23 protein-coding genes are annotated in these 24,911 nt (G+C 42.3%); 12 read left to right on the top strand and 11 right to left on the bottom strand.

The window, feature by feature from the left end:
• Positions 1–120: 120 nt before the first annotated feature.
• On the bottom strand, positions 121–951 hold the full coding sequence (locus FTU58_RS04900) for a copper resistance protein NlpE N-terminal domain-containing protein (RefSeq protein WP_180062148.1): 831 nt from the start codon (positions 949–951) through the stop codon (positions 121–123).
• Positions 952–1,307: 356 nt separating this feature from the next.
• Between FTU58_RS04900 and FTU58_RS04895 the strand changes: the two genes are divergently transcribed.
• Positions 1,308–1,934, top strand: a complete 627-nt coding sequence (locus tag FTU58_RS04895) for a 1-acyl-sn-glycerol-3-phosphate acyltransferase (protein ID WP_104852321.1) — start codon at positions 1,308–1,310, stop codon at positions 1,932–1,934.
• Positions 1,935–1,981: 47 nt separating this feature from the next.
• Here the strand turns inward: FTU58_RS04895 and ykgO are convergent, their stop codons facing one another.
• The 3 genes from ykgO to mrdA all read right to left on the bottom strand — a co-directional run bounded on the left by ykgO (position 1,982) and on the right by mrdA (position 4,861).
• Entirely contained in the window at positions 1,982–2,104 is a 123-nt protein-coding gene (ykgO, locus tag FTU58_RS04890) for a type B 50S ribosomal protein L36 (RefSeq protein WP_026438469.1), read from the bottom strand.
• A 105-nt stretch (positions 2,105–2,209) separates the two neighbouring features.
• Positions 2,210–2,767, bottom strand: a complete 558-nt coding sequence (gene rsmD, locus FTU58_RS04885; RefSeq protein ID WP_004970724.1) for a 16S rRNA (guanine(966)-N(2))-methyltransferase RsmD — start codon at positions 2,765–2,767, stop codon at positions 2,210–2,212.
• A gap of 3 nt (positions 2,768–2,770) precedes the next feature.
• Complete coding sequence (gene mrdA / locus FTU58_RS04880) at positions 2,771–4,861, bottom strand: penicillin-binding protein 2 (RefSeq protein ID WP_096901482.1); 2,091 nt, start codon at positions 4,859–4,861, stop codon at positions 2,771–2,773.
• 254 nt (positions 4,862–5,115) lie between these two features.
• Here mrdA and FTU58_RS04875 point away from each other — a divergent pair, with 254 nt between their 5' ends.
• From FTU58_RS04875 to FTU58_RS04860, 4 genes are all read left to right on the top strand, one after another.
• The gene (locus FTU58_RS04875; RefSeq protein WP_004970721.1) at positions 5,116–5,634 is read left to right on the top strand and encodes a hypothetical protein; all 519 of its coding nucleotides are present in this window, start codon (positions 5,116–5,118) and stop codon (positions 5,632–5,634) included.
• Positions 5,635–5,697: 63 nt separating this feature from the next.
• Entirely contained in the window at positions 5,698–7,014 is a 1,317-nt protein-coding gene (locus tag FTU58_RS04870) for a hypothetical protein (protein WP_167846149.1), read from the top strand.
• Positions 7,015–7,095: 81 nt separating this feature from the next.
• Positions 7,096–7,755, top strand: a complete 660-nt coding sequence (gene adk, locus FTU58_RS04865; protein ID WP_004970717.1) for an adenylate kinase — start codon at positions 7,096–7,098, stop codon at positions 7,753–7,755.
• Between the two features lie 107 nt (positions 7,756–7,862).
• Positions 7,863–8,087: a hypothetical protein gene (locus FTU58_RS04860; RefSeq protein WP_225543532.1), complete on the top strand. Its 225-nt coding sequence runs from the start codon at positions 7,863–7,865 to the stop codon at positions 8,085–8,087.
• A gap of 129 nt (positions 8,088–8,216) precedes the next feature.
• Here the strand turns inward: FTU58_RS04860 and nth are convergent, their stop codons facing one another.
• Both nth and FTU58_RS04850 read right to left on the bottom strand, forming a co-directional pair.
• Positions 8,217–8,906 (bottom strand): endonuclease III, encoded by a 690-nt coding sequence (nth, locus tag FTU58_RS04855; RefSeq protein ID WP_154321249.1) that lies wholly within the window; start codon positions 8,904–8,906, stop codon positions 8,217–8,219.
• A 92-nt stretch (positions 8,907–8,998) separates the two neighbouring features.
• The gene (locus FTU58_RS04850) at positions 8,999–9,793 is read right to left on the bottom strand and encodes an RnfABCDGE type electron transport complex subunit B (RefSeq protein ID WP_180062147.1); all 795 of its coding nucleotides are present in this window, start codon (positions 9,791–9,793) and stop codon (positions 8,999–9,001) included.
• Positions 9,794–10,150: 357 nt separating this feature from the next.
• On the opposite strand from FTU58_RS04850, the gene gdhA reads away from it, so the two are divergent.
• Positions 10,151–11,494 carry an NADP-specific glutamate dehydrogenase gene (gdhA, locus tag FTU58_RS04845; protein WP_004970711.1) on the top strand — a complete coding sequence of 448 codons (1,344 nt, stop codon included), beginning with the start codon at positions 10,151–10,153 and terminating at the stop codon, positions 11,492–11,494.
• Positions 11,495–11,565: 71 nt separating this feature from the next.
• Here the strand turns inward: gdhA and FTU58_RS04840 are convergent, their stop codons facing one another.
• The 3 genes from FTU58_RS04840 to rlmH form a co-directional block, all read right to left on the bottom strand.
• A complete protein-coding gene (locus tag FTU58_RS04840) occupies positions 11,566–12,348 on the bottom strand; it encodes an META and DUF4377 domain-containing protein (RefSeq protein WP_180062146.1) in 783 nt (260 codons plus the stop codon).
• Positions 12,349–12,487: 139 nt separating this feature from the next.
• The gene (locus FTU58_RS04835) at positions 12,488–13,264 is read right to left on the bottom strand and encodes a dioxygenase (RefSeq protein WP_004970707.1); all 777 of its coding nucleotides are present in this window, start codon (positions 13,262–13,264) and stop codon (positions 12,488–12,490) included.
• 150 nt (positions 13,265–13,414) lie between these two features.
• Entirely contained in the window at positions 13,415–13,897 is a 483-nt protein-coding gene (rlmH, locus tag FTU58_RS04830; RefSeq protein WP_180062145.1) for a 23S rRNA (pseudouridine(1915)-N(3))-methyltransferase RlmH, read from the bottom strand.
• A 157-nt stretch (positions 13,898–14,054) separates the two neighbouring features.
• Between rlmH and FTU58_RS04825 the strand changes: the two genes are divergently transcribed.
• Positions 14,055–15,020: a M28 family peptidase gene (locus FTU58_RS04825; protein WP_373886002.1), complete on the top strand. Its 966-nt coding sequence runs from the start codon at positions 14,055–14,057 to the stop codon at positions 15,018–15,020.
• Between the two features lie 355 nt (positions 15,021–15,375).
• Here the strand turns inward: FTU58_RS04825 and lon are convergent, their stop codons facing one another.
• Both lon and FTU58_RS04815 read right to left on the bottom strand, forming a co-directional pair.
• On the bottom strand, positions 15,376–17,802 hold the full coding sequence (gene lon / locus FTU58_RS04820) for an endopeptidase La (RefSeq protein ID WP_131260796.1): 2,427 nt from the start codon (positions 17,800–17,802) through the stop codon (positions 15,376–15,378).
• Positions 17,803–17,949: 147 nt separating this feature from the next.
• Positions 17,950–18,546 (bottom strand): 5-formyltetrahydrofolate cyclo-ligase, encoded by a 597-nt coding sequence (locus tag FTU58_RS04815; RefSeq protein ID WP_026438444.1) that lies wholly within the window; start codon positions 18,544–18,546, stop codon positions 17,950–17,952.
• Positions 18,547–18,942: 396 nt separating this feature from the next.
• On the opposite strand from FTU58_RS04815, the gene FTU58_RS04810 reads away from it, so the two are divergent.
• From FTU58_RS04810 to lldD, 5 genes are all read left to right on the top strand, one after another.
• Complete coding sequence (locus FTU58_RS04810) at positions 18,943–20,148, top strand: YncE family protein (RefSeq protein WP_257222330.1); 1,206 nt, start codon at positions 18,943–18,945, stop codon at positions 20,146–20,148.
• Between the two features lie 97 nt (positions 20,149–20,245).
• A complete protein-coding gene (locus FTU58_RS04805; RefSeq protein ID WP_004970693.1) occupies positions 20,246–20,743 on the top strand; it encodes a hypothetical protein in 498 nt (165 codons plus the stop codon).
• 518 nt (positions 20,744–21,261) lie between these two features.
• Complete coding sequence (gene lldP / locus FTU58_RS04800; RefSeq protein WP_179988566.1) at positions 21,262–22,932, top strand: L-lactate permease; 1,671 nt, start codon at positions 21,262–21,264, stop codon at positions 22,930–22,932.
• A 24-nt stretch (positions 22,933–22,956) separates the two neighbouring features.
• A complete protein-coding gene (gene lldR, locus FTU58_RS04795) occupies positions 22,957–23,706 on the top strand; it encodes a transcriptional regulator LldR (protein WP_004970689.1) in 750 nt (249 codons plus the stop codon).
• Positions 23,703–24,857, top strand: coding sequence for an FMN-dependent L-lactate dehydrogenase LldD (lldD, locus tag FTU58_RS04790; RefSeq protein WP_016659249.1), 1,155 nt, complete (start codon positions 23,703–23,705; stop codon positions 24,855–24,857). Before lldR ends, lldD begins: the two co-directional genes overlap by 4 nt.
• The last annotated feature ends 54 nt before the right edge of the window (positions 24,858–24,911 follow it).

The raw sequence follows: 24,911 nt of genomic DNA, 5'->3' as shown, positions 1-24,911 counted from the left end.
TGGTTTAAAAGAAAACCCTGCTGATGCAGGGTTTTTTTTATGGCTATTTAAAATAGTCAAAGAACTTTGAAACATCCTTAAATTGATGTTCCTTCATTTATGAAATGCAGCAGCTGTAACCTATTTAATTTTGATCACATCTGCCTGTACAGAAGCAGGGTAATGGAAAGACACCTTAATCCATTGTTTTTGTTGTGCAGGAATTGGTTCTAAAAAATGCGGATCGACTACGGCTGCATATTCTTGATATTGCTGATCGACCAAAACCAAGTCATTGGCATGTAATTGTAATGCTTGATCAGATTGATTGTGAATTGCCAGAAAATAATCGTGTGCCATCACAGGGTCGTTTAATTCTTTGACCTCAACATTTTGTACGTGTTCAGCCTGAATATCGACATGCTTCAGGGCATTACTGACTTGCATATTTTCTACAGGATGTAAGAAAACCTGAGTTTCATTTTTCTGCTGATTTTGTGTCTTTTTCTGATTGTATAAACTGAATTTAAGACCGTGCGCTGTGAGTTGAATACGTGCATAGGCTTGCCCATTTTCTGTATTGAGCAACCATTCATTTGCCGTGTTTTGCGATGGGTGTTGGTTCTGTTTGTCTTGCTGATTGTTGCCCTGAGCAGCTTGAATCGTTCCCGCCACTTGGTTTTCGCGCTGGCGCTGTTTCGAGCGTTTAATGTCGCTGAGTTGAAAGGTTTGATCATCATTCAGGCGTAAATGAATCACATGCTGTTCACAGTTGTCACAAGGCAATAAGGCTCTAAAGTTACCTGTAGCTTGTCCTGTCCATGAAGTTGCTGAATTTTGAACTTCAGTTTTGGGCGTAATTTGTGGCTCAGAAGGCAAAGCGGATTGATATTCCCTGCTTGGATCAGTTGATCCGCAAGCTACTAAAAATAAGCTAAGTGTACTGAGTGCAATCGGATAACGATTCAGCATAAATGTTCTAAACTTCAAACTTGTCTTGCTGCCACCTTAAACTTTCACCTTGTATCTGAAAAGCCAATTTGCCTTATTTTTAATGAAGATTTGTAGCAAATCATAACAAGCCCGATGTTTTAAAGTTTTAAGTTTCACTTCAAGGATTACATCGGATTAGACCGTAAAAAACTCAGCAAACTGTGCGTAAATTTATATATTTACCATTTTAAACTTGCTTGAATCTAGCAATGAATAAGCGCAAAAACAGTATGATTTTGCATGGAATGACAAAAATAAGATGAGTGCAGGAAATTTTTATACATTTATAAAGTATTTGTTTATTTATTCGTCGTTTTAGACTTTTGTATTTGTCGATGCTTGCTAAAATTCGCACACTTTATTTGGGGTATGCGGTTGTGTTTGAAAAGTTAGCTGAGCGAAGCTTAAATTTAATGGGTTGGGAAATCGACAATCATTGTCCGTTGGAATTAGACCAATATGTGATGATTGCTGCACCGCATACCAGTAATTGGGATGCCTTATATGCACGCTTAGGGCTTAAAGCTTTGGGCGTTAATGTTCGCTTGACCATTAAAGACAGCTATATGAAATTGCCGTTTGGGCCATTTGTCCGTGCGATGGGAGGTATTGGTATAGACCGTCGTCCGAAAGCACCAGGCGAAGCACGACCTAGTATGGTTCAGCTCATGACGGACTTATTTAAAAACCATCCTAAATTGGTGATGTTGGTGACGCCTGAAGCCACACGTGCGCGTCAAGAACAATGGAAAACAGGTTTTTATCATGTTGCGTTAAATGCAGGTGTGCCAATTGCTTTGGCGTATATGGATTACGCAAAAAAGAAAACGGGTGTGGGAAAAATTGTGCATCCAACCGGTGATTTTGAAAAAGATATGGCTGAAATCATGGCATTTTATGCGCAGGTTCAAGCAAAATTTCCTGAAAGTTTTAGTGTCGATACACGTTACTATTCAGAATAAGCACACTATTTCAGTGTAATAATCTATCAAAACTAAAAGACAGGGGATTATCCCTGTCTTGCTTTAAAACGTGGATTGGATTTGCAAATCACAAATAATTTGCCACGACGTTTCACAATTTGACAATCGGCACGCGATTTTGCACTTTTTAAAGATGAACGAACTTTCATGAAGATAAACACTACAATATGTAATGTTATAATATTACATTAATAAATGACTCTTGAAAAGTGTCGATAGTCATAAAATTACCGCGTATCTTTTAAGGAGAAAATTTAAACAACAATCTTTTGGTATAAGCCCGCACGTACAGTTCCCGCTTTGCTCTCTTTAACTTTTTGCCAAGTCTGCGGTAATTTTAACAGGTTTAAATCACGATCTGCTTCAACATAAATCAGACCTTGTGCCGCAATGAGTGGATCAGCCAACCCTGCCAATTCTTCCCATAAATCTAAACTATAAGGCGGGTCTAAAAATACCAAATCAAACTGATCTTTTAGTGTCGCCAAAGCATGTTGTGCGGTAGAAACTTTTAATTGTGCTTTGCTTTTATTGACGCGTAATAATTCTAAATTTTGCTGTAAAAACTGTGCTTGTGTACGGTTTGGCTCAATCATGACCACGTGTGCCGCACCGCGAGACAGGGCTTCAAAAGCTAAAGCGCCCGAACCTGAACAGAGGTCTAACACTTTGGCGTTTTGCACATCCCACATTAACCAGTTGAATAAGGTTTCGCGCACTCGGTCGGGCGTAGGGCGTAATCCCTCAATTGAAGCAAAAGCCAACTGACGACGTTTCCATTCTCCACCAATAATGCGTAGTTGATTTTTCATGGCTTAGTCGCTCTCAATTGGGTTAGTGGGTACAACTGCTGTTGGCGCAGTTGCAGGTGGATTGGTTGGAGCTGAACTCGGAGTAGTTTGCGAAGGATTTGGGTTGAGCGCAGGGTGATTGGTTGCTGTATTCGGATTATTCACGTTATTCGTATTTGGTGCAGTAGATGAAGGGACTTCACCACTTGGCAATTCACTTGGTTTTAAACCTGCAGTCATTAAGCCACCACTCACTTGTGCGGCAGATGGACGAATTGGCTTTTTATTTTTATTCAGTAACCAATAGTCTAAAATTGGACGCGCCAAAGCCGTTGCTGCAGAACCACCGCGACCATTTTCTAGAATGATGGCAATTGCGATTTCAGGGTTTTCGGCAGGAGCGAAGCCAACAAATAAACCGTGGTCAAGCTGACGGTCGGTCAATAAGGCTTCGTTATAGCGTTTACCTTGCGCAATACTTTTAACCTGTGCTGTACCTGTTTTACCTGCAACTGAATATTGCAAGCCGCCTTTAATCCCTTTACCTGTACCTGATTGAATCACATCAACCATGGCATCACGCATTTTAATCCAGTCTTCTTCTGTGCCGTTAAAGTCAATTTTTCCGTTGGTACCATTGTGAACTTTAAATGGTTTCGCACCACGACTTTCACGTAACACGTGCGGTGTGACTTTAAATCCTTTGTTGGCGGTGATGGCGGTGGCCATTGCTAATTGCAATGGTGTCGAGGTAAATGCACCCTGACCAATACTGACGGAAATTGTTTCACCTTTCATCCATTTGGCTTTGCGCGTACGCATTTTCCAGTCCGGGTTTGGGTAGAGTCCTGTGCTTTCACTTGGTAAATCGACCCCAGTTTTTTCACTAAAGCCAAATTGACGCATCCAGTCGTTCATTTTTTCAATGCCCATGCGATACGACAATACATAGAAGTAGGTATCACACGACACGACTTGAGCTTTGTGCATATCGACAATGCCATGCCCAGTTTTTTTATGGTCACGGAAACGGTGGCTGTCGCCTGGTAAAGTGAAATAACCATAATCCTGAATGGCGGTTTTCCAGTCGACATAGCCATAATGAATACCGCCTAAACCAAACATCGGCTTAATGGTAGAACCCGGTGGATAAACACCTTGTACTGCACGGTTATAGAGTGGTTGATCTAAATTATCGCGTAAGGCAGAGTAGTCGGTATGGCTAATACCTGTGACAAATAAGTTAGGGTTAAAACTCGGACTGGAGACTAAAGCTAAAATTTCACCTGTACGTGGGTCAAGTGCCACAATTGCACCACGGCGTTCTGCCAGTTGTTCAGAGGCGACCACTTGCAAGCCATAATCCAATGACAAAAACAAATCATTGCCACGTACAGGGTCTTTACGTCCTAAATTGCGCAGCACATTACCATGTGCATCGGCTTCTACAGATTCGTTGCCGGGTACGCCATGTAGCAAGTGCTCATACGATTTCTCCACCCCAATTTTGCCAATCAAGTTGGTGCCTGCATAAGCATCTTTGTCAATTTCTTTCAGTTCTTTGTCGTTAATGCGCCCGACATAACCAATCACGTGCGCAAATAAGTCACCATGCGGATAGTAACGTGTCATCTGGGTTTCAATATTGACCCCAGGGAATTGAAATTTAACTTCACTAAAACGGGCAATATCCGATTCATTTAAATTCAGCTTGATCGATACACGTTCAGTTTTACGTGAAGTTTTAATCCGACTTTTAAAGCGATCGATATCTTCTTCTGTCAGTTGTAAAACAGGTGTCAGTCGCGCAATGGTATCGTCAATATCTTCAACATCTGCACGGCTTAAAGTGGCTGAGAACACAGGGTAGTTATCTGCCAATAACACACCATTGCGGTCATAAATATAACCACGTGCAGGTGCGAGTGGTTGTAGCCGAATTCGGTTTTTATCTGATGCAGTCGCAAATTCATCGTAGCCGCTAATTTGTAAAAAGGCATAACGAGCCACCAACAGCAGCAAGAAAAAAACCACAACACCCACCGAAAAAAAGATGCGATTGCGAAAAATACGCTTCTCTTGCTGAGCATTTTTTAACGGATAGTGTTGTTTCATACAAAAATTGGCTTAACAAAAATGAGGGAGAACGAATTTGGACTATTCTAACGCATCTATTGGCAATTTTGAGTAACCATGTTTGACTGAATTGCCCGATTTAACCTAGAAGATGGGCGCAATCTTAATTTTTGACTTTAGCGACATCAAAATTGTAATTTGCTGTATATAAGAATCCTGACAATTCTGCTAGAGTCAAAACACGAAAACAGGACTGTTTTTAAAATTAAAACAAATGAACACTGGTGACAATAATGACAAAAGTCTATTCTTTCGTGGCATTACTTGCCTTTTCAAGTTTTAGCTTTGCTGGGAACACTACTTTTTTACCTGAAGCAAAAATTAGCGCAGATAGCGCAAAAACCTGGAATGTAGGGGCGGGTATTACCCAAAAATTACTGCATTTGAATGGTGAATGGGTCAATCCTTATGGCATTGCCTATCTAAAAGCGGGGGCTTTTTTAAATGGTGACCATGAAGTCGGTGGGCAAACAGGTTTTCGTTACCCATACCACCTCACAGGTAAAGACAAAAATGGTTATTATATTGGCGCTTACGCAGGACACCTAGAATCTAAATGGGTGGATGGTGAAGAAAAAGCGCGTTTAGGTGCAGGCATTGATCTGGCTTATGTATTACTGAGCCCTGAACGCATCAGTAGCTTTAGTGTTGGCATTGGCGCAGGTGAAAAATTGGAAGATCGACAAGGGCGAGTGATTGCGGAAACTGAGCCTAGACTACAATTTTCCTATACGCTCAGTATGGGTTTGTAGTCAGAATAGTGACTTTTAACTACTTTAGAATCTTGTAATTAGAACTAAATATGGAAAAAATGCATGCTTGAGTACGTCAATCAGTTGTGGCAAACCTTTTTGAATCGTCCAGATTTTTGGGCCGTGCTCAGTATTATTCCTGTGACTGCTTTTGTGACTTGGGCGCACGTGTGGATGGCACTAAAAATGGTGTTCTATCCAATTAGCTTTTGGGGCTTTCACCTTGGGCCTATTCCTGTGGGATGGCAGGGGATTGTACCGCGTAAAGCAGGGCGTATTTCAGGCATCATTACCGATAACACATTGTCAAAATTAGGTTCATTGCGTGAGTTTCTCAATGCTATGGACCCTGACGATATGGCGCGTATTATTGGTGAGCAAGTGGGTTTTGAACTTGAGCACTTAATTGATGAGGTCATGTTAGACCGCAATGCTGTGCTTTGGGAAAACCTACCGTATTCGATTAAACGCCGTATTTACGCACAGGCGCATAAACAATTGCCAGGTGTGCTGCGTGAATTGGTGACTGAACTGACCTTGAATGTTGAATCCTTGGTGGATATGCGTGAAATGGTGGTCAGCCAAATGGAAGGTGATCGCCGCTTAATGGTGCGTATGTTCCTAAAAGTCGGTCAAAAAGAAATTAACTTTATTTGGCATATCAGTGCATTGATTGGGATGTTCTTTGGTATTTTCCAAATGATTGTTTGGTTTCTTGTACCATGGCACTGGACGGTTCCATTTTGGGCGGCAATTTGGGGCTTCTTGACCAACTGGATTGCGATTTGGATGGTATTTAACCCAGTCGAACCACATTACGTGAAATATCCGCAGTTCTTTAAATTGACTGAAAATCGTCAATTTCCATGGATTAAGCCAGTGATTCCACGCATTGGGACTTATAATATTCAGGGTGCGTTCATGAAACGCCAAGAAGAAGTCTCGGATGTGTTTGCAACGGTAGTCACAGAAGATCTGATTACGTTAAAATCGATTATGACTGAAATGATGTATGGCAGTAAAAAAGACAAAACCCGCCGTATTGTCAAACGCCACATCAACGAAATTATGGAAACACCATTGGTTCGTACCTCTTTACAGTTGTCTTTGGGGCCAAAAGAGTATGCCAAACTCAAGACTGACTTGATTGATCGTTCGATTGAAATTACGATGGTGCCTGTATGCGACCCTGCCTTTAATGCGAGCCGTGCACAGAAAATTTATCAAATGTTCAGAGATCGTATTCGTGAACTGACGCCAAAAGAATTCCAGAATCTCTTGCGTCCTGCCTTTCAGGAAGATGAGTGGATTTTAATTGTCTTGGGTGGTGTAACTGGTTTTATTGCTGGTTTAATACATTTGTTTGTCGCTTTCTTATAAGAGGATGCTGGCTGCGTAAAGGGCGATGGCTCTGATATGCAACGAGTGTCAAATACATTGTTAAAATGAGGATGTTTTTTTATGCGCATTATCTTACTCGGACCACCTGGAGCAGGTAAAGGTACACAAGCTCAGTTGATCTGTAAGCGCTACAATATCCCACAAATTTCAACCGGTGATATGCTCCGTGCTGCAATTCGTGAAGGTACTGAATTAGGTCTACAAGCCAAAAGCGTCATGGACGGTGGCGGTTTGGTATCTGATGAACTGATCATTGGCTTAGTGAAAGAGCGTATTGCGCAGCCAGATTGCGTGAATGGTTGTATTTTTGATGGTTTCCCTCGCACTATTCCACAAGCTGAAGCCTTGGAAAGCGAAGGCATCAATATCGACCACGTGATTGAAATTGATGTTGCAGACGAAGAAATCGTACAACGTTTGTCTGGTCGTCGTCAGCACCCTGCATCTGGTCGTATTTATCACCTTGTTTACAATCCACCAAAAGTGGAAGGTAAAGATGACGAAACTGGCGAAGATTTGGTTCAACGTCCAGATGACCAAGAAGAAACTATTCGTAAACGTTTAAAAGCGTATCACTCAGAAACTGAGCAATTGGTTGGCTTCTATCAAGGTCGTGCTGCTTCTGGTGAAAATGCACCAAGCTATAACAAATTGAATGGTCTTCGTCCAATTGAAGAAGTTCAAGCAGATTTGTTTGCTATTTTAGACCAAGCAAAATAAGTCTAGGTTTTAGACCAAGCCTGTTTAAAAGAAAATAAAATCGCTTAAACAGGCAGCTTGTTTTGACTTTAAAAGAGTCCTGATTCATATTAGGGCTCTTTTTATTTGTGTCAGTTTGGGAGAGTGCTTTGCAACATGCTGCTGTGATCATCATGTTATTGGCAAGTATTGCCGTTTTAGGCTTTCTTGTTTTTGTGAGCTATAAGTTATTGCGCAACACACAAGCTCAGAATTCGGCTGAAAAAAAATCAGGTAAGCACTATCAATTGCATCCGAAACTTAAACAACAGCAAGAACAACAACGTCAGTCTGAAGATTCTCAGGATAAATAAATCATCTCTGCACAATCTTGTGCATAGATTGCACAGTTATCCACACGATTTTGGATAATCCACATTGCTTTGATGATCTAGCTTGTCATCAATAAGCTTAGATCACTTTGCAAAACTCTACCGAAGCACTTACTTAGATATGGGCGCGTGATGAATTTCATGCAGCGTAGTATGACGATGTGCACCAAATTCAAAGCGATCAGGCCAGTTACACACATCTGACACCACACATTCAGCGCATTTAGGCTTACGCGCAATACAACAATAACGGCCATGTAAAATTAGCCAGTGATGCGAGTCAATTAAAAATTCTTTAGGAATGACTTTAATCAAACGGTGTTCGACTTCTAAAACATTTTTACCTACAGCTAAACCTGTACGGTTACCTAAGCGGAAAATATGCGTATCGACCGCCATAGTAGGCTGTCCAAATGCGGTATTTAACACTACATTGGCCGTTTTGCGTCCCACGCCGGGCAAGGCTTCTAAATCGGCACGATTATCAGGCACGATGCTGCCGTGTTTTTCGATGAGAATTTTGCAGGTTTTAATGACATTTTCTGCTTTGGAATTATACAGCCCGATGGTTTTAATATATTCTTTTAAACCTTCCACACCTAAGGCATAAATCGCTTCGGGAGTATTGGCAACAGGAAACAGTTTGTCGGTGGCTTTATTGACGCTGACATCGGTCGCTTGTGCAGATAAGGTCACCGCTATCAGCAATTCAAATGGATTGGAAAAATTCAGTTCAGTGGTCGGATTTGGACGTTGGTCACGTAAGCGCTCAAAAAAAGTCTGAATTTGCTTTTTGGTCATATTTTTAGACGGCTTTTCTTTGAGCGTGGTGCTTTTGGCAGCCGTTGTTTTGACCGCTTTATTGGTCAGACGTGTATTTCTTTCGGGCATGTTTATGCTCCTAATTCACGTAACTGTTGTTGTAAATTGGTTAGTAATAGCCGTTTTTTCTCATCGTCACGCACACTGAGTTGTTTTTCGAGTTTTTTAATTTGTGTGCGTAATTTTGCCAGTTCGATGGTGGTTTGTGCATCGGCAGTGGAAATCTGTTCATTTTTTTGCACAGGCAATTCAATCACAGGCACAGCAGCATCGGCTTGTGCAGAAAATTGAGCAAACAGTTCGGTATCAATTTCTGCACGTACCACAGGGCCTTTACGGTGCAGACGACGTTGTTCTTCACGTTGTATGTGGGCGTAGTAGCGTTGGCGTAAATCATTCTGTTCTGCCACTCGTGCGCTATCAGAAAGCAGGGGTTCTGTATCTTCCACCAAGTCAATGCAATCGACAGGGCAAGGTGGAATACACAATTCACAGCCAGTACATAAATCAGTCAAAATGCTGTGCATGAGTTTGCCTGAGCCTAAAATGGCATCGACAGGGCAGGCATTAATACATTTGGTACAACCAATGCACTCATCTTCACGAATTAGCGCTTTCATACGCTGTGGGCGTCCATCTGCCTGCACAGGCCAAACACTGGCTTCTGCGGTCAATACAGGGCGTTGCAGTAAGTTTGCTAGTGCATCTGCAACAGGTTGTCCACCGGGTACGCATTTATTGGCCGCTTCGCCTTCTGCAATCGCTTTGGCGTAGGGTAAACAGCCATCGCGGTGACCACATAAGCCACATTGAGTTTGAGGGAGTAGCGCATCAATATTTTGAATCAGAGCAATTTGCGAATTCATGGACAAACCAATGCCACTTTAAACAGCAGCAGAAAAACGGAAGATAAGGCTAGGAGGAAATTCTAGGTCGATGATTTTAGCACGATTTTTGCTTTTAGGCTTGTGCGCAAATTAAGAACAACAATTGCTAGCTTTTTGGGCAAAAATGCTCAAAACTATGAATTAATTTGTTACATTAACTTATGGGCTTAACACGCTAAAAAATAAGTTAAATTTATGAAAATACAAATGTTTTAAAGTTTTTTGAAAAAAACTATTGTAGATTGTTAACAAAAGATATTTAATATTTTGCGCCAAAATATATCATTGATTGAAATTTTGACCAATTTTGATCCATTTTCTGCTGAGGATTAAGCGTTGAAATACAACAGCCTTAACGAATTCCTAGATTACGTTAAAACACGTGATGCACATCAACCAGAGTTTCTACAAGCTGTAGAAGAAGTAATGACCAGCCTTTGGCCGTTCATTGAAAAGAACCCTCAATATGCAGCACATGGTTTGCTTGAGCGTTTGGTTGAGCCTGAGCGTGCAATTCAGTTCCGCGTTTCTTGGGTAGATGACCAAGGTCAAACCCACGTAAACCGTGCATTCCGTGTACAGTACAACTCAGCAATTGGTCCATTTAAAGGTGGTATGCGTTTCCACCCATCAGTGAACCTTTCAATTTTAAAATTCTTAGGTTTTGAACAAACCTTTAAAAATGCTTTGACCACATTGCCAATGGGCGGTGGTAAAGGTGGTTCAGACTTTGACCCTAAAGGTAAGTCTGAAGGCGAAATTATGCGTTTCTGCCAAGCCTTAATGATCGAGTTATATCGTCATTTAGGTTCTAACACGGATATTCCTGCGGGTGATATTGGTGTAGGCGGTCGTGAAGTGGGTTACATGGCGGGTATGATGAAGAAGCTCAGTAATGACACTTCATGTGTATTCACAGGTAAAGGCTTGTCTTTCGGTGGTTCTTTGGCGCGTCCAGAAGCTACAGGTTACGGTACTGTGTATTTCGCTGAGGAAATGCTCAAGACTCGTGGCGATTGCTTTAAAGATAAAGTCGTTGCGATTTCTGGTTCAGGCAACGTTGCACAATTTGCTGCAGACAAAGCAATGTACTTGGGTGCGAAAGTAGTTTCACTTTCTGACTCGAATGGTACTGTGTACGTGAAAGAAGGTTTCACGCCAGAATTACTTGCTGAAGTGATGGAACTTAAAAACGTAAAACGTGGTCGTATTTCTGAATTTGCGTCTAAGCACGGTTTTGAATACCTTGAAGGTCAACGTCCTTGGGGTATTAAATGTGATATCGCGCTTCCATGTGCGACTCAAAACGAACTTGATGCGAATGATGCAGCAGCGCTTCTTGCAAACGGCGTAATCTGTGTTGCTGAAGGTGCGAACATGCCTTCTACACTTGAAGCGGTTGAGAAATTCGTTGAAGCGAAAATTCTTTATGCGCCAGGTAAAGCATCTAACGCCGGTGGTGTAGCAACTTCTGGTCTGGAAATGTCTCAAAACGCATTGCGTTTAGGCTGGACTTTCGAAGAAGTTGATGAGCGCTTACACGCAATCATGAAAGAAATTCACCGCAACTGCGTAAAATTCGGTACGAAAGAAGACGGTACCGTGAACTATGTAGACGGCGCAAACATCGCTGGCTTCGTAAAAGTTGCTGATGCAATGCTTTCTCAAGGCGTATTCTAAGTCTGACTGAGTTTAAGCTTGAAAAAAAACCGAGGTGAATGCCTCGGTTTTTTTATATTGCGATTTTATCGTTATAGAGTGCCTTTGACTGCTTCACGCTCTACGGTCATGTCGAATATATAGGCATATTTAGACTGGTCAGCTGCCGGATTTTTAATTTCATAACGTTTTACCCGAATAATCTGACGCTCATTCGATGAATGCTGAAAACCTTCGATCTGATCGTAAAATAAAGTCCAGTCTTTATCGACCTGAGTCTTTAAGCCTTTTTCATCATATTTGATTTCTTTCACCTGTAAGCAGGTTTGCTGAGCTACACCCGTACAGGCTTTAGTCTGTGACGAAACTTCCAGGAAAATGGTTTCTGCCTGACCTTGGTATTTGGTTTCCGGTGTCATTTTTCCGGTAAAGACATATTTTTGACCATCAGCTGCAGTAATACTCAGTTTTGGCTGATTGGCATCATTTAGATCCAGACTAAACGGAATATTACGCTTTTGCAGAAGCTGGCTGATAAAACGTTCCTGTTCCATTAATGGTGCATCACATGCCATCATGGTGCCCATCATGTCACCCGTACTCAGGGTATTATCTTTAACAGTCCAGCTCGTGCCAAGGCCATTACAGCCAGAAGCTACACTTAGTCTGCCTCGTTGATCAAAGCTCAGAACAATCGGGCGTTGCAGCCCACGATCAAGTTCCCAGGTATAAGCGGGCAAAATTTGTGTAGGCGTTTTTAATGTGGTGGATAGAGTAGAAATAGCCGGATCTCCTGAAGTGGCAGGAAGATGTGAAGATTGACATGCAGTTAAAGCCAAAGGGAGCAGGGCAAGCGCAAAAATACTGAATTTCATTGGTTTATATTCTATGTGCTAAAGTTTCAACGTGATTATAATCAAGAGATTAACAAAAAATATGGATACAAATCGTAGCTTTTGCTAACAAAATGTATCCAAATTAAAAAGTCAGATTTTAAATAAGCGGAGCTATCGGTTAGTCAAAACGATAAATATCCATACCGAGTGAACCCATGCTAAAGCTGCTATGTACAATGTTAAATCGATCTCCCGTACCCATTGCAAAAAACAGCGGTGCAAAGTGTTCTAGGGTTGGGTGATTACGTGCTACATGTGGCAATTGTTGCCAATCTAGTACTGCATCATAATTGCGATGACTTAAATGCTGCACCACACGATTACGGAAACTAGATGCCCATTCAGGCACAGCCGCATTGGGTGTATTCCATGATAATTCACGTAAGTTATGGGTGATACTGCCTGAGCCAATCAGTAAAATTTGCTGTTCACGTAATGGCGCTAAACTTTGCCCAATGTGATAAATCTGTTCGGCGCTCATATTCATGGGCAAAGAAATGGTAATCACTGGAATATTGGCATCGGGATACATGTGTAGTAATGGCATCCATACGCCATGATCATGCGGGCGTGTGCTGTTGGCATGGGCAGCAAAGCCCGCATCAGCGAAACGCTGCAAAATATCTTCTGCCAGTTCAGGTAAGCCAGGTGCAGGGTAGCGCAGGGCGTACAAGGCTTCAGGAAAACCACGGAAGTCATGCCATGTTTCAGGGCGAATACCTGTGTTGACCTCCAGTGCATTACTTTCCCAATGCGCCGACATCACCACAATGGCTTGCGGTGTTGGCAAATTTTCACTTAAACGGCTGAGTGCAGGCCCGACCTGTTCAGGATTGAGTGCCAACATGGGCGAACCATGTGAGATAAATAAACCGGGTAATGTCTGTAAGTTCATGCCTAGATCCCTAAAGCCTGCTGTTCTACAGCATCGCAAAAAAGTGTGTATAGCGAAATGTACTTTTGTTCAACGCTATGTTGCAGCTTTGCAACGTCGTTTGAGTTGAAGATATTTTGATAACTCAACGTACAAATTGAATAAGTTGATTTAACCTGCACGATGATAAGGATGGTTGTAGTTGATGCTCATAGCACGGTATAGCTGCTCAATCAGCATCACGCGAACTAAAGGGTGTGGCAAAGTTAGTTTGGATAATGACCAATGCCATGCTGCTGCTTTACGTACTGCTTCAGAGTGACCATCTGGTCCACCAATCGCAAGCACGACATCATTGCCTTCTAGCATCCAGCCTTTCATGGTTTCTGCAAGTTTTTCGGTGCTGAACTCTTTGCCGCCCACTTCCAAGGCAATTAACACCTCATTGTTTTTCATGGCATTTAAAATGCTATCACCTTCAATTTGGCGATATTTTAGAATATCGGCCTCAGAATCATTTTTGCCACGTTTCGCCATTGGCAGTTCGACAATTTGAGTCTGCACAAAAGGCTGAATCCGTTTGAAATAATCTTCAAAACCAGTCAGCACCCAAGCAGGCATTTTTTGTCCAATGGTCAGAATGCGAATTTTCATAGGCGAGTTCATGTAGCGATCAATCAGAATCTCGCATTATAACCATGATTCAACACAAGCGCTGTGTAACGACACAATTTGCAATTGAATTTGCCAACAGGCTGTTGCTTTAATACTCAGCAATCTTATTGGTCTTTTTTGTCTTGGAATTATCAGCATGCGCGCGTTTCAAAGTCAGCAGTTATATTCATGGATATTGGGCGCGGGTATGGGATTGATGACCACTGCTACATTTGCTGTGCCTGAGGCTCAATGGGCAGAACCAAACAATTTGCAAGTCTATATGCAGCAAGTGATTGGGCAGCAGGGTTTGGGTAATTCCGAACAGTATCGTCATTATAAAAATGTGATTGAACTGAATCGGGTTTCGGCATGGATTCGGGAACAAATGCGAGTATTTGGAATTCCGTGTCAATTTCAAAATTATGTGGTCAATCAGCAAAGCTACCGCAATGTGGTGTGCAAATTGAATATCGGTGCTGCGCAAAAAACGATTTTTGGTGCGCATTACGATGTTTATGGGCAGCAGCAGGGGGCAAATGACAACGCTTCTGGCGTTGCAGGTGTAATCGAAACAGCACGAATTTTGGCGCAGGAAAAGAATAAACTTAGTCAAAATGTTGAATTTGTTTTTTATACCTTGGCAGAGCCACCATTTTTTAAAACCGAGTCGATGGGCAGTTTTATACATGCCAAATCTGTGCAGGCTGAAAAGGAAAAAATCCGTGCGGTGTATGTGCTGGATATGATTGGTTATTACGATAAAAATTTGGTGCAAAATTACCCAATCGGTTTAAAGTGGATTTACCCAAGTCATGGCAATTTTATTGCGGCATTGAGCAATATGCAGTCACGTGAAATGAGTGCAACCTATTGCAATGCGATGCAGCGTTTGAATCAATTGCAATGTGAGCGTGTGGTCGCACCGACTTTCGTCAAGGGCATGGATTTTTCAGATCATTTAAATTATTGGAAATATGATATTCCTGCCATTTTAATTACCGATACGGGCAGTTATCGCGGCACACTTCGCCATACCACAGGTGATACTTTAAAAACAGTAAATTTTGAAAAAATGGCACATGTCGTGAATGGCTTGGTTGCACAGATTTTATCACCTTGATGATTGATCGCAGCGCATAAAAAACGCAGCCCTGAATTGAAATAGGACTGCGGTTAAAAGGTCATCCACCTGGAGATATGGATGACCAGACCATGAAGCACGCTTCAATCAAAAGCGTCTGATCAATTTATCGGTCTAAATAGACCAAACAAGAAACATACAGCGCGATGTATCTTAAATTTATATATGTGGATGGTTTGCCTATTTTTTCAAGGAAATTGAATTAAAAACAGACTATCCATTTTAAAAATAATTAAAAAATTATTCAATTATTTTAAATCCAGAATCTAAATACAACAAAAGAGCACCGAAGTGCTCTTTTGAGATGTTCTATGCTTAAAGCAGAGTAACTTGCTTAATGACGTGCGGCTTTGCCTGCTGCTACTGGCTTCACAATCGGTGCCTTGGTTAAAGGCTTAGGCATACTGGTCAGTGCCAAAGGCAAGATTTCATCAATGCTTTTCACAGCCTTGATTTCCAAACCTTCTTTGACATTGTCTGGAATTTCAGACAAGTCACGCACGTTTTCCTGTGGGATAAATACCAGTTTGATACCACCACGATGTGCCGCAAGAAGTTTCTCTTTCAAGCCACCAATGCGCATTGCACGACCACGTAAGCTGGTTTCGCCTGTCATGGCAATATCAGGACGAATTGGAATATCTGTAAATGCAGATACCAATGCCGTAGTCAATGCCAAACCTGCAGATGGACCATCTTTAGGTGTTGCACCTTCTGGCAAGTGTACGTGTACATCGGTTTCGGCAAATACATTGGCTTCAATGCCTAAACTGTCGGCACGGGTACGCACAACAGTCATCGCGGCTTTGATTGACTCTTGCATCACATCACCCAATGAACCTGTGGTGATGAAATTACCTTTGCCTTTCATGGTTGCCACTTCAATGGTGAGTAATTCACCACCCACTGAAGTCCAAGCTAAGCCATTTACACGACCCACTTCGGCTTCTTCTTCTGCCATACCATAGTCAAATTTGTGTGGACCAAGGTAGTCAGGCAAGTTTTGTGAAGTCACATCTACCTGTAGGTTTTTGGCTTTTTTGCTGACTGCTTCTTTCACCACCTTACGGGCAATTTTTGACACTTCACGTTCCAGACTACGCACACCTGCTTCACGTGTATAGCGCTGCACAATGTCACGAATCGCTTCTTCATGAACCGTCAATTCTTTAGCACGCAAGCCATTATTTTTGATGGCTTTAGGGACAAGATAGCGTTCTGCAATATTCACTTTTTCATCTTCGGTATAACCCGGTAGACGAATTACTTCCATACGATCTAACAGAGCTTCTGGAATATTCATGCTGTTGGCAGTACAAATGAACATCACTTCAGACAAGTCTAAGTCTAGATCTAAATAGTGATCATTAAACTTGTTGTTTTGTGATGGATCAAGTACTTCTAACAAAGCAGATGCAGGGTCGCCACGGTAATCCTGTGCCATTTTGTCAATTTCATCGAGCAAGAACAGTGGGTTCTTCACACCAACTTTAGTCAATGACTGCACAATTTTACCCGGCATCGCACCAATATAGGTACGGCGGTGACCGCGAATTTCCGCTTCATCACGTACGCCGCCTAGCGCCATGCGCACGAACTCACGTCCAGTGGCTTTTGCAACCGATTCACCCAGTGAGGTTTTACCTACACCCGGAGGACCGACTAAGCACAGAATTGGACCTTTGAGTTTTTTCACGCGCGACTGCACAGCAAGGTATTCCACAATACGGTCTTTGACTTCATCTAAACCGTAATGGTCGGCATCTAAAATTTCTTGTGCTTTCGCCAAGTTAATGCTGACTTTGCTGGCTTTGTTCCATGGCGTATCTAAAATTACTTCCAGATAGTTACGTACCACAGCCGCTTCGCTAGATGCAGGTTGCATGGCTTTTAGCTTACGGAACTCAGCTTCTGCTTTTTTGCGGACATGTTCTGGCAAGTCTGCTTCGGCCAGACGTTTTTCAATTTCAGCGACATCATCTTCCGCACCGCCGTTCATATCGGACAGTTCGCGTTGAATGACTTTCATCTTCTCATTCAAGAAGTATTCACGCTGATTTTTTTCCATCTGGCGTTTAACAGAGTCATGCAAGGTTTGCTCAATCTGCTGTTCTTCAGACTGTTGCAATAAATAAGTCATTAACTCGGTCAAGTGAGCTTCAAACTCATCGTGCTCAAGGAATTTTTGTTTGACATCAATATTCAATGGCACACGGGTTGCAACAAAGAACAACAACTGCAATAAATCTTCAATTTTATTGGCAGCAGCAATCAGTTCACGTGCATTGCGTAATTTTGCTTCTGCATATTGCGCAAATAAGGCACGTAATTCTTGCAAACGTGTTGCTTGGGTATTTTCATCCATCGCAACAGTCATTGGGCTCAAGCTGTGTTCTGCAGTCAAATACGCGTCTTCATCAATAATTTTTTCGAGTTTGGCGCGGTATAAGCCTTCAATCAGAACTTTGATACAGTTTTCATCATTTTCGTGATTCACAACTTGCACAATCTTCGCGACAGTACCGTATTGATATAAATTGTCGTGATCAATTTCTTCTGTAAGCGAATCTTTTTGCGCAACTACAAATACTAGATTGTCACTGTTACGAGCCACATCAACTGCATTGATCGATTTTTCACGACCTACAAATAGCGCGATTTGCATGTGTGGATAAACCACCACATCACGTAGCGCTAAAAGCGGTAATACACTTGGAACCTGAGGCTCTAAGGTTTCTTGATTCATAATAATTTCAGACATGGGCACTCCTAATGAGTGACAACGGTGTTGCCATGTTTTTAATAGTGATGGGTATTTTTTAAAATACAAGGGTAGGTCAACACAAATTGTTCAAAAAGTAGCTAAATATGTGATTTTAAATTGATCTATTCAGTCAAAATGATCAATTTAGCGTTTCAAGGTGCGTTTAAACTGTAAAAAATGTTGTGGAGTTAGTAAGGCATCTACAGGTTGATCCCAATTTTCACGTGGCAAGCGTGTATGAATTAGCTGAAAATCATGTGCAATCCCTAAGCGATAAGGATGCTGCGGGGCAGAGGCTAAAGTGCGGTCATAATAACCACCGCCCATTCCAATGCGGGTGCCATGCGTATCGCAAGCCAATAAGGGCATCAAGACTAAATCTAAATGGGAGATGTGTTTTCCGCGACTTGTTCTTGGTTCTTGCATCCCCAAACGATGATGGGCAAAGCGACGCTGACGATATTGTTGTGGGGTGATTTGTACCCACACCAAGTGTTGATTCATATTGCAAATCATGGGCAAATACACTTGTTTGCTATGCGCGAAGCAATATTCAATGATGCGGTGTGTATGAATTTCACCAAAAGCATGTAAATACATACCCACTTTTTTTGCGTACTGAAATTTTGGCAGTCGTATTAGCCGCTGCAAAACAGCTTGCTGTGCGTGTTGCTGTTGGGTGCGCGTGACCGCTCTGCGCTGTTGTCGAAGCTGTTTACGCAAGGTTTTAAGTTCCAACAACTGCATCTCGGCACATCCTTATATTCTTGAGTTTAAATGCTTGAATGGGTATGGGATTACTGTCATTTCATCGACAAAAACAAGCTTTTATCATACTTGGCATTTTAACAGGATGTGATGCTGTATTTCTGTTTATCTGAAACTTGACCTGCTATCGGATAGTCTAGCTCGAACCCTAGACGCAAAATTACAAAAACTCTTATGCTATTGCCCAATCAATGCCACGCCAACAATCTTCAAGATCGCTTCAAGATGGATTAGGCAGGCTTCAGTTAAAAACAACAAATATGTAAAAACACAAGCCAAAACAAAAACAACACTTTCATTTTGCTGTTCAGGGAGAACAAGAACATGAATTATTCCAACAAGGTGTTTAAACATCTACTTTAAGGCGTGCTGGCTTTAGGAAGTTGTGTCAGCGCACAAAGTTATGCAGATTCGACCTATTTACCGCAGCCACCGAATACCCAACAAGTCTTTTTTGTCGGCAATAACTGGGATGGCACAGTGACGGTGATTCACCCTTCACAAGACTTTGGCAAAGTGGGTGTGGTCAATATGATTCCTGACCGCAAAGAGCGTTTATTAGAAATTCATTTAAATCCAGTGAAATTGATTGCCTACACTTACATTCAACAAACTGCAGGTGAGGGCAATGACCAGTTGGTGGATGATATGTATTCCACGCCAGATGGACAGTCGATTGTGGCTTCACGTCCAAGTTTTGCCGATGTGGTATCCATCAACATTAAAACGGGCAAAATTAATTGGCGTACGCCAGTCGAAGGTTTCCGCGCAGACCACATGGCGGTTTCACCAGATGGACAACGTGTTGCTGTGTCGGCATCGTCAGGTAATGTGGTGCATGTTTTAGATATTCATACAGGTAAAGAATTGGGGCGTTTTGCAACAGGGGATAAGCCGCACGAAAATATTTACTTTGCAGGTGGAACGAAAATCTTAAACTCTGCGATTGGTAACGTAGAAACTTCGATGGATGCACAGTGGCAAGATTTTACCAAAGGTAAGCGCTTTATTACCATTGCCGATGCCAACAATTATAAAGTTCTGAAAAAAATTGATTTCCGACCTGCGTTAGATGCCTTTGGACGTAAAGATTTATCCAACTCAGTGCGTCCTATGGTGCTAAGTAAAGATGAAAGCAAACTTTATGCGCAGGTTTCATTTTTTAATGGTTTGGTGGAATACGACTTAAAAACCGATAAAGTCACGCGTATTGGACAATTACCGGGCAGCAGTACAATTCCAAAAGACCGCAGCAAATGGGTAAATGATTCACGTCATCATGGTTTATCCATCAGCGCAGATGGCGAAAAACTCTGTGTGGCAGGCACGATGGATGATTACGCGACCATTGTAGACCGTCAGAGTTTAAAAGCAGGCAAACTGATTCCTGCAGGTAAACCATATTGGGCAACCCGTAGCCCAGATGGAAAAAGCTGTGTGATTTCAGAAAGTGAAACCGATGTGGTAGCGGTGATTGACTTTGCTACGGGAGAAAAAGTCCGCAGTGTGCCAGTGGGGAATCACCCACAGCGAGTGCGTTTGGGTTATGCACCAAGCGATTGGTCGACGCCGTAATTTTTAAGCCGATCATAACAGGCAAAGCATGCTAAGGCGCTCAAGACGATATTTGAATTGAGCGCATTTTAGGATGGTTTGCTTATGGAGCATGCACATGAATGGGACTCGATGGCTCGGTATTGGCTTTTTTGTTTTGGCGGTCGCGGTGTTGTTTACCGTGGTGTATGTGTTTCAACCACCGAATAAGACTGTTTCGGAAACAGTGTGGGTGAAACCGAACACGGCTTCCACAGAGATAGAAACAACGCAAAGTCTATATTCAGATGAATCTGAAAATGTACTGGAAACAAACGCTATGCTAGAGCGTGCTGCGGTATCTGCAGTTGAAATGCAGCAATTAATCCAGCAACGTGATCAGTTGTATTTAGGCTTTAAGCAAATTAGTACAGGTTTAAGCCAAGGGCAAAAGCCTGATTTAAACCGTGTACAAAGTATGTTGCTACAGCAGGAACAATTGGTACAAGCAGGCGTATTAAGAGCAGAAGATGCAATGAACTATAGCCAGTTTTTAAAGCAAATTTTACCTGAAATTGCAGGGCAAATTGATTTGCATATTTCGCGTTTAAAGCGCCTGAACGTGGTGACAGGTTAAGCCACAGTAAGGTGTGAGTTGCTGTTATAAATACACGATGACGCCATTGTTGCAGTCAATAATGGCGTTATTTTTTTGTCTAAAAAATTCTTTTAATCCACATGTTTTTAAGCCGAATAGCGGCCACTTGAGCTGAATTTATCCATGATTCCTTTGATCAAGCGTTCAATTCATCTTAGAAGAAAGCACACGTATTTTACTGTATTAGACGAAAGTTGTATAAGGCTGTGCCGAATAAATTTGGTTTTTCCTTCCTTTTAAAAACTACAGAAAAAACAAAGTTTAAATTTTTCTTCACCGTATTTTTTATGCTGCGAACAAAGATCATCTTTATTTAAATTGGTATGACCATTTAAATAAATAACCAGACCAATGTTGACATTTATTTGTATAAAACTATTATTTGTTGCAAATATTAAGAGTATTTTGATTTTTATCTTAATATTGGTCAGACCAAAATTAGAATTTTATCTATATGCTTAGACCTATGTTTACGTTTGAGTGAGCATTTCAAGGAGATGACAATGCTTCAACATTGGCAACAGATCTACGATCCAATGGCAAATATTTGGATTTCGAGTCTTATTGCATTAATCCCGATTATCTTTTTCTTTCTGGCATTGGCTGTATTTCGCTTAAAAGGAAGTGTTGCGGGAACAATTACGGTTATTTTGGCGTTATTGGTGTCGTTATTTGCCTATGGCATGCCTGCACCAATGGCTTTTGCTTCATTGATCTATGGCTTTTTCTACGGTTTATGGCCAATCGCATGGATTATTATAGGCGCATTATTTTTATATAAAATCTCTGTAAAAACAGGGCAATTTAACATTATTCGCTCATCTATTCTGTCAATTACAGAAGATCAGCGTCTCCAGATGCTACTGGTGGGCTTCGCATTTGGCACATTTTTAGAAGGTGCAGCGGGCTTTGGGGCGCCAGTGGCAATTACTGCAGCTTTGTTGGTAGGTTTAGGCTTTAAACCTTTATACGCTGCGGGTTTATGTTTGATTGTGAACACCGCACCTGTTGCGTTTGGCGCAATGGGGATTCCAATTATTGTGGCGGGTCAGGTTTCGGGTGTAGAAACTATGGAAATTAGCCAGATGGTTGGACGTCAGTTGCCATTTATGGTGCCTATTGTACTGTTCTGGATTATGGCAATTATGGATGGCTGGCGCGGTGTGAAAGAAACTTGGCCTGCAGTGTTGGTGGGTGGTGGTGCTTTTGCGATTGCACAATACTTGACCTCTAACTTTGTTGGACCTGAGTTACCTGACATTACAGCCGCAATTGCCTCTTTGATTAGTTTAACGGTCTTATTTAAATTCTGGCAGCCAAAACACATTTTCCGTTTTAGCGATGCAGACACCAAAGTGGATGCCAACTTAGTTGCAGAACAACAGCAAAAATACAGCATCGGGCAGATTGTTAAAGCATGGTCACCTTTTGCAGTGTTAACGGTGATGGTCACTATTTGGAGCATCAAGCCGTTTAAAGATTTATTTGCCAAAGATGGCGCAATGCACGACTGGGTAATTTCCATCAAAGTGCCATTTTTACACCAACTGGTGCAAAAGATGCCGCCTGTGGTCGCTGATGTTAAAGACTATGATGCGATCTTTAAGTTCGATTGGCTGAGTGCAACTGGGACTGCGATTATGATTGCGGCCATCATCACCATCATTTATTTAAAAATGAAACCGCGTGAAGCTGTTAAAACTTTTGCTGAAACCATCAACGAGCTAAAAACACCAATTTATTCGATTGGGATGGTGTTGGCGTTTGCATTTATTGCCAATTATTCAGGTATGTCTGCGACTTTGGCACTGGCTTTGTCACACACAGGCAATGCTTTCACATTCTTCTCGCCATTTTTAGGCTGGATTGGGGTGTTCTTGACAGGTTCAGATACTTCAGCCAACGCCTTGTTTGCTGCCTTGCAAGCCACAACCGCACAGCAAATTGGTGTACCAGAAGTTCTGTTGGTTGCTGCCAATACCAGTGGTGGGGTAACAGGCAAAATGATTTCACCGCAATCTATTGCAATTGCCTGTGCGGCTGTTGGTTTAGTCGGTAAAGAATCGGATTTATTCCGCTTTACCGTGAAACACAGTATCACGTTCACCGTAATGATCGGTATTATTATCACTCTACAAGCTTATGTGTTCCCATGGATGATTCCATAACCACATGCACAAGAGGATAGCCGCATGAAAGTTTCCGACAAAGTTGTTCAAGACCTGCGCACACTGGTTGAAAAAAATCAGATGCAAGTCGGAGACCGATTGCCTGCCGAAAGAAAGTTATGTGAACAACTCGGGGTTTCCCGTTCCTCTTTGCGTGAGGCTATTCAGCAATTGACCAGTCAGGGCATGCTGGTCAGCAAAGTTGGAGCGGGTACTTTTTTGCAACAACTGCCTACCAATTGGTCGCAATATCAAATTGTGCAGCCTTTAAGTAACCTGATTGATGAAGATCCTGCTTATCGTTTTGATGTGCAGGAAGCACGAATGGTGCTTGAAGGTGGTACGGCATGGTATGCCGCACAGCGGGCAACTGCTGAGGATTTGAAAAACATCCGTGCCTGTTATGAGCAAATCGCCCATTTTCAAATTTTAGGTGATGACGATCAGGCAGCAATTGCCGATGCCAAGTTTCATTTGGCAATTGCCGAAGCATCGCACAATTTGGTGCTCATTCAAATGATGCGCGGCTTATTTGATTTGTTGCAATACAACGTAGTTTTGGGCAGACGCAAAGTCTATACCGAAGCCCACCGTTTCGATCAGTTGCACGATCAACACTTTCAAGTGATGGATGCAATTGAACGCCAGGATCCAGAAGCTGCCCGTTCGGCAGTGTGTGGACATATTGAATTTGTAGTTCAACAAGTACGCATGATAGACGAGGAAGATGCGCGTCGTCAGCGTGCGAGTCGATTAAACAGGATAGCGCCATGATTATTTCTTCTGCGAATGATTACCGCGAAGCAGCCAAACGCCGTTTACCGCCATTTTTATTTCACTATATTGATGGAGGTGCGTACGCGGAACAAACGCTGAAAAGAAATGTGGAAGACCTTTCACAGATTGCCTTGCGCCAACGTGTTTTGAATGACATGTCGGCTTTGAGTTTAGAAACCACCTTATTTAATGAAACCTTGTCAATGCCTGTGGCTTTGGCACCTGTGGGTTTAACGGGCATGTATGCGCGCCGTGGTGAAGTGCAGGCTGCAGTTGCAGCTGACAAAAAAGGTATTCCGTTTACTTTATCTACCGTGTCGGTGTGCCCAATTGAAGAAGTGGTGCCTGCCATTTCACGCCCAATGTGGTTTCAATTATATGTATTACGTGACCGTGGTTTTATGCGCAATGCCTTGGAACGTGCCAAAGCAGCAGGCTGTTCAACCTTAGTCTTTACGGTAGATATGCCTGTGCCTGGCGCACGTTATCGGGATGCACATTCGGGCATGAGTGGTCCAAATGCTGCTATGCGCCGCTATATGCAGGCAGTGATGCATCCAAACTGGGCATGGGATGTTGGCTTACTAGGTCGTCCGCATGACTTGGGCAATATCTCTAAATACTTAGGCAAACCAACAGGACTTGAAGATTATATTGGCTGGTTAGGCAATAACTTTGACCCATCTATTTCATGGAAAGACTTGGAGTGGATTCGTGAATTCTGGGATGGCCCAATGGTCATTAAAGGCATTTTAGACCCAGAAGATGCTAAGGATGCTGTTCGTTTTGGGGCTGATGGAATTGTGGTGTCCAATCACGGTGGTCGTCAGTTAGATGGTGTGCTCTCGACTGCACGTGCTTTACCGCCAATAGCCGATGCAGTAAAAGGAGATCTAAAAATTCTAGTGGATTCAGGTATTCGTAATGGCCTAGATGTGGTGCGCATGTTGGCGATGGGTGCGGATACTTGTATGCTCGGACGTGCCTTTATTTATGCACTAGGTGCAGCAGGTGGGGCGGGTGTGAGTAATTTACTCGAATTGATTGATAAAGAAATGCGAGTCGCAATGACCTTAACGGGTGCTAAAAACATTCAAGCGATTAACTCAGATTGCTTGGTACAACTTGAGCGTGAACTGAAAGGCTAAATTGCCAACAGGAGCGATCAATCCATCAACCGATGCATTTGGCTGAATCGCTTA

It is taken from the genome of Acinetobacter sp. YH12120, from assembly GCF_013418795.1.
GTDB lineage: Bacteria > Pseudomonadota > Gammaproteobacteria > Pseudomonadales > Moraxellaceae > Acinetobacter > Acinetobacter towneri.
This window is presented reverse-complemented; position numbering and strand designations above follow the sequence as displayed.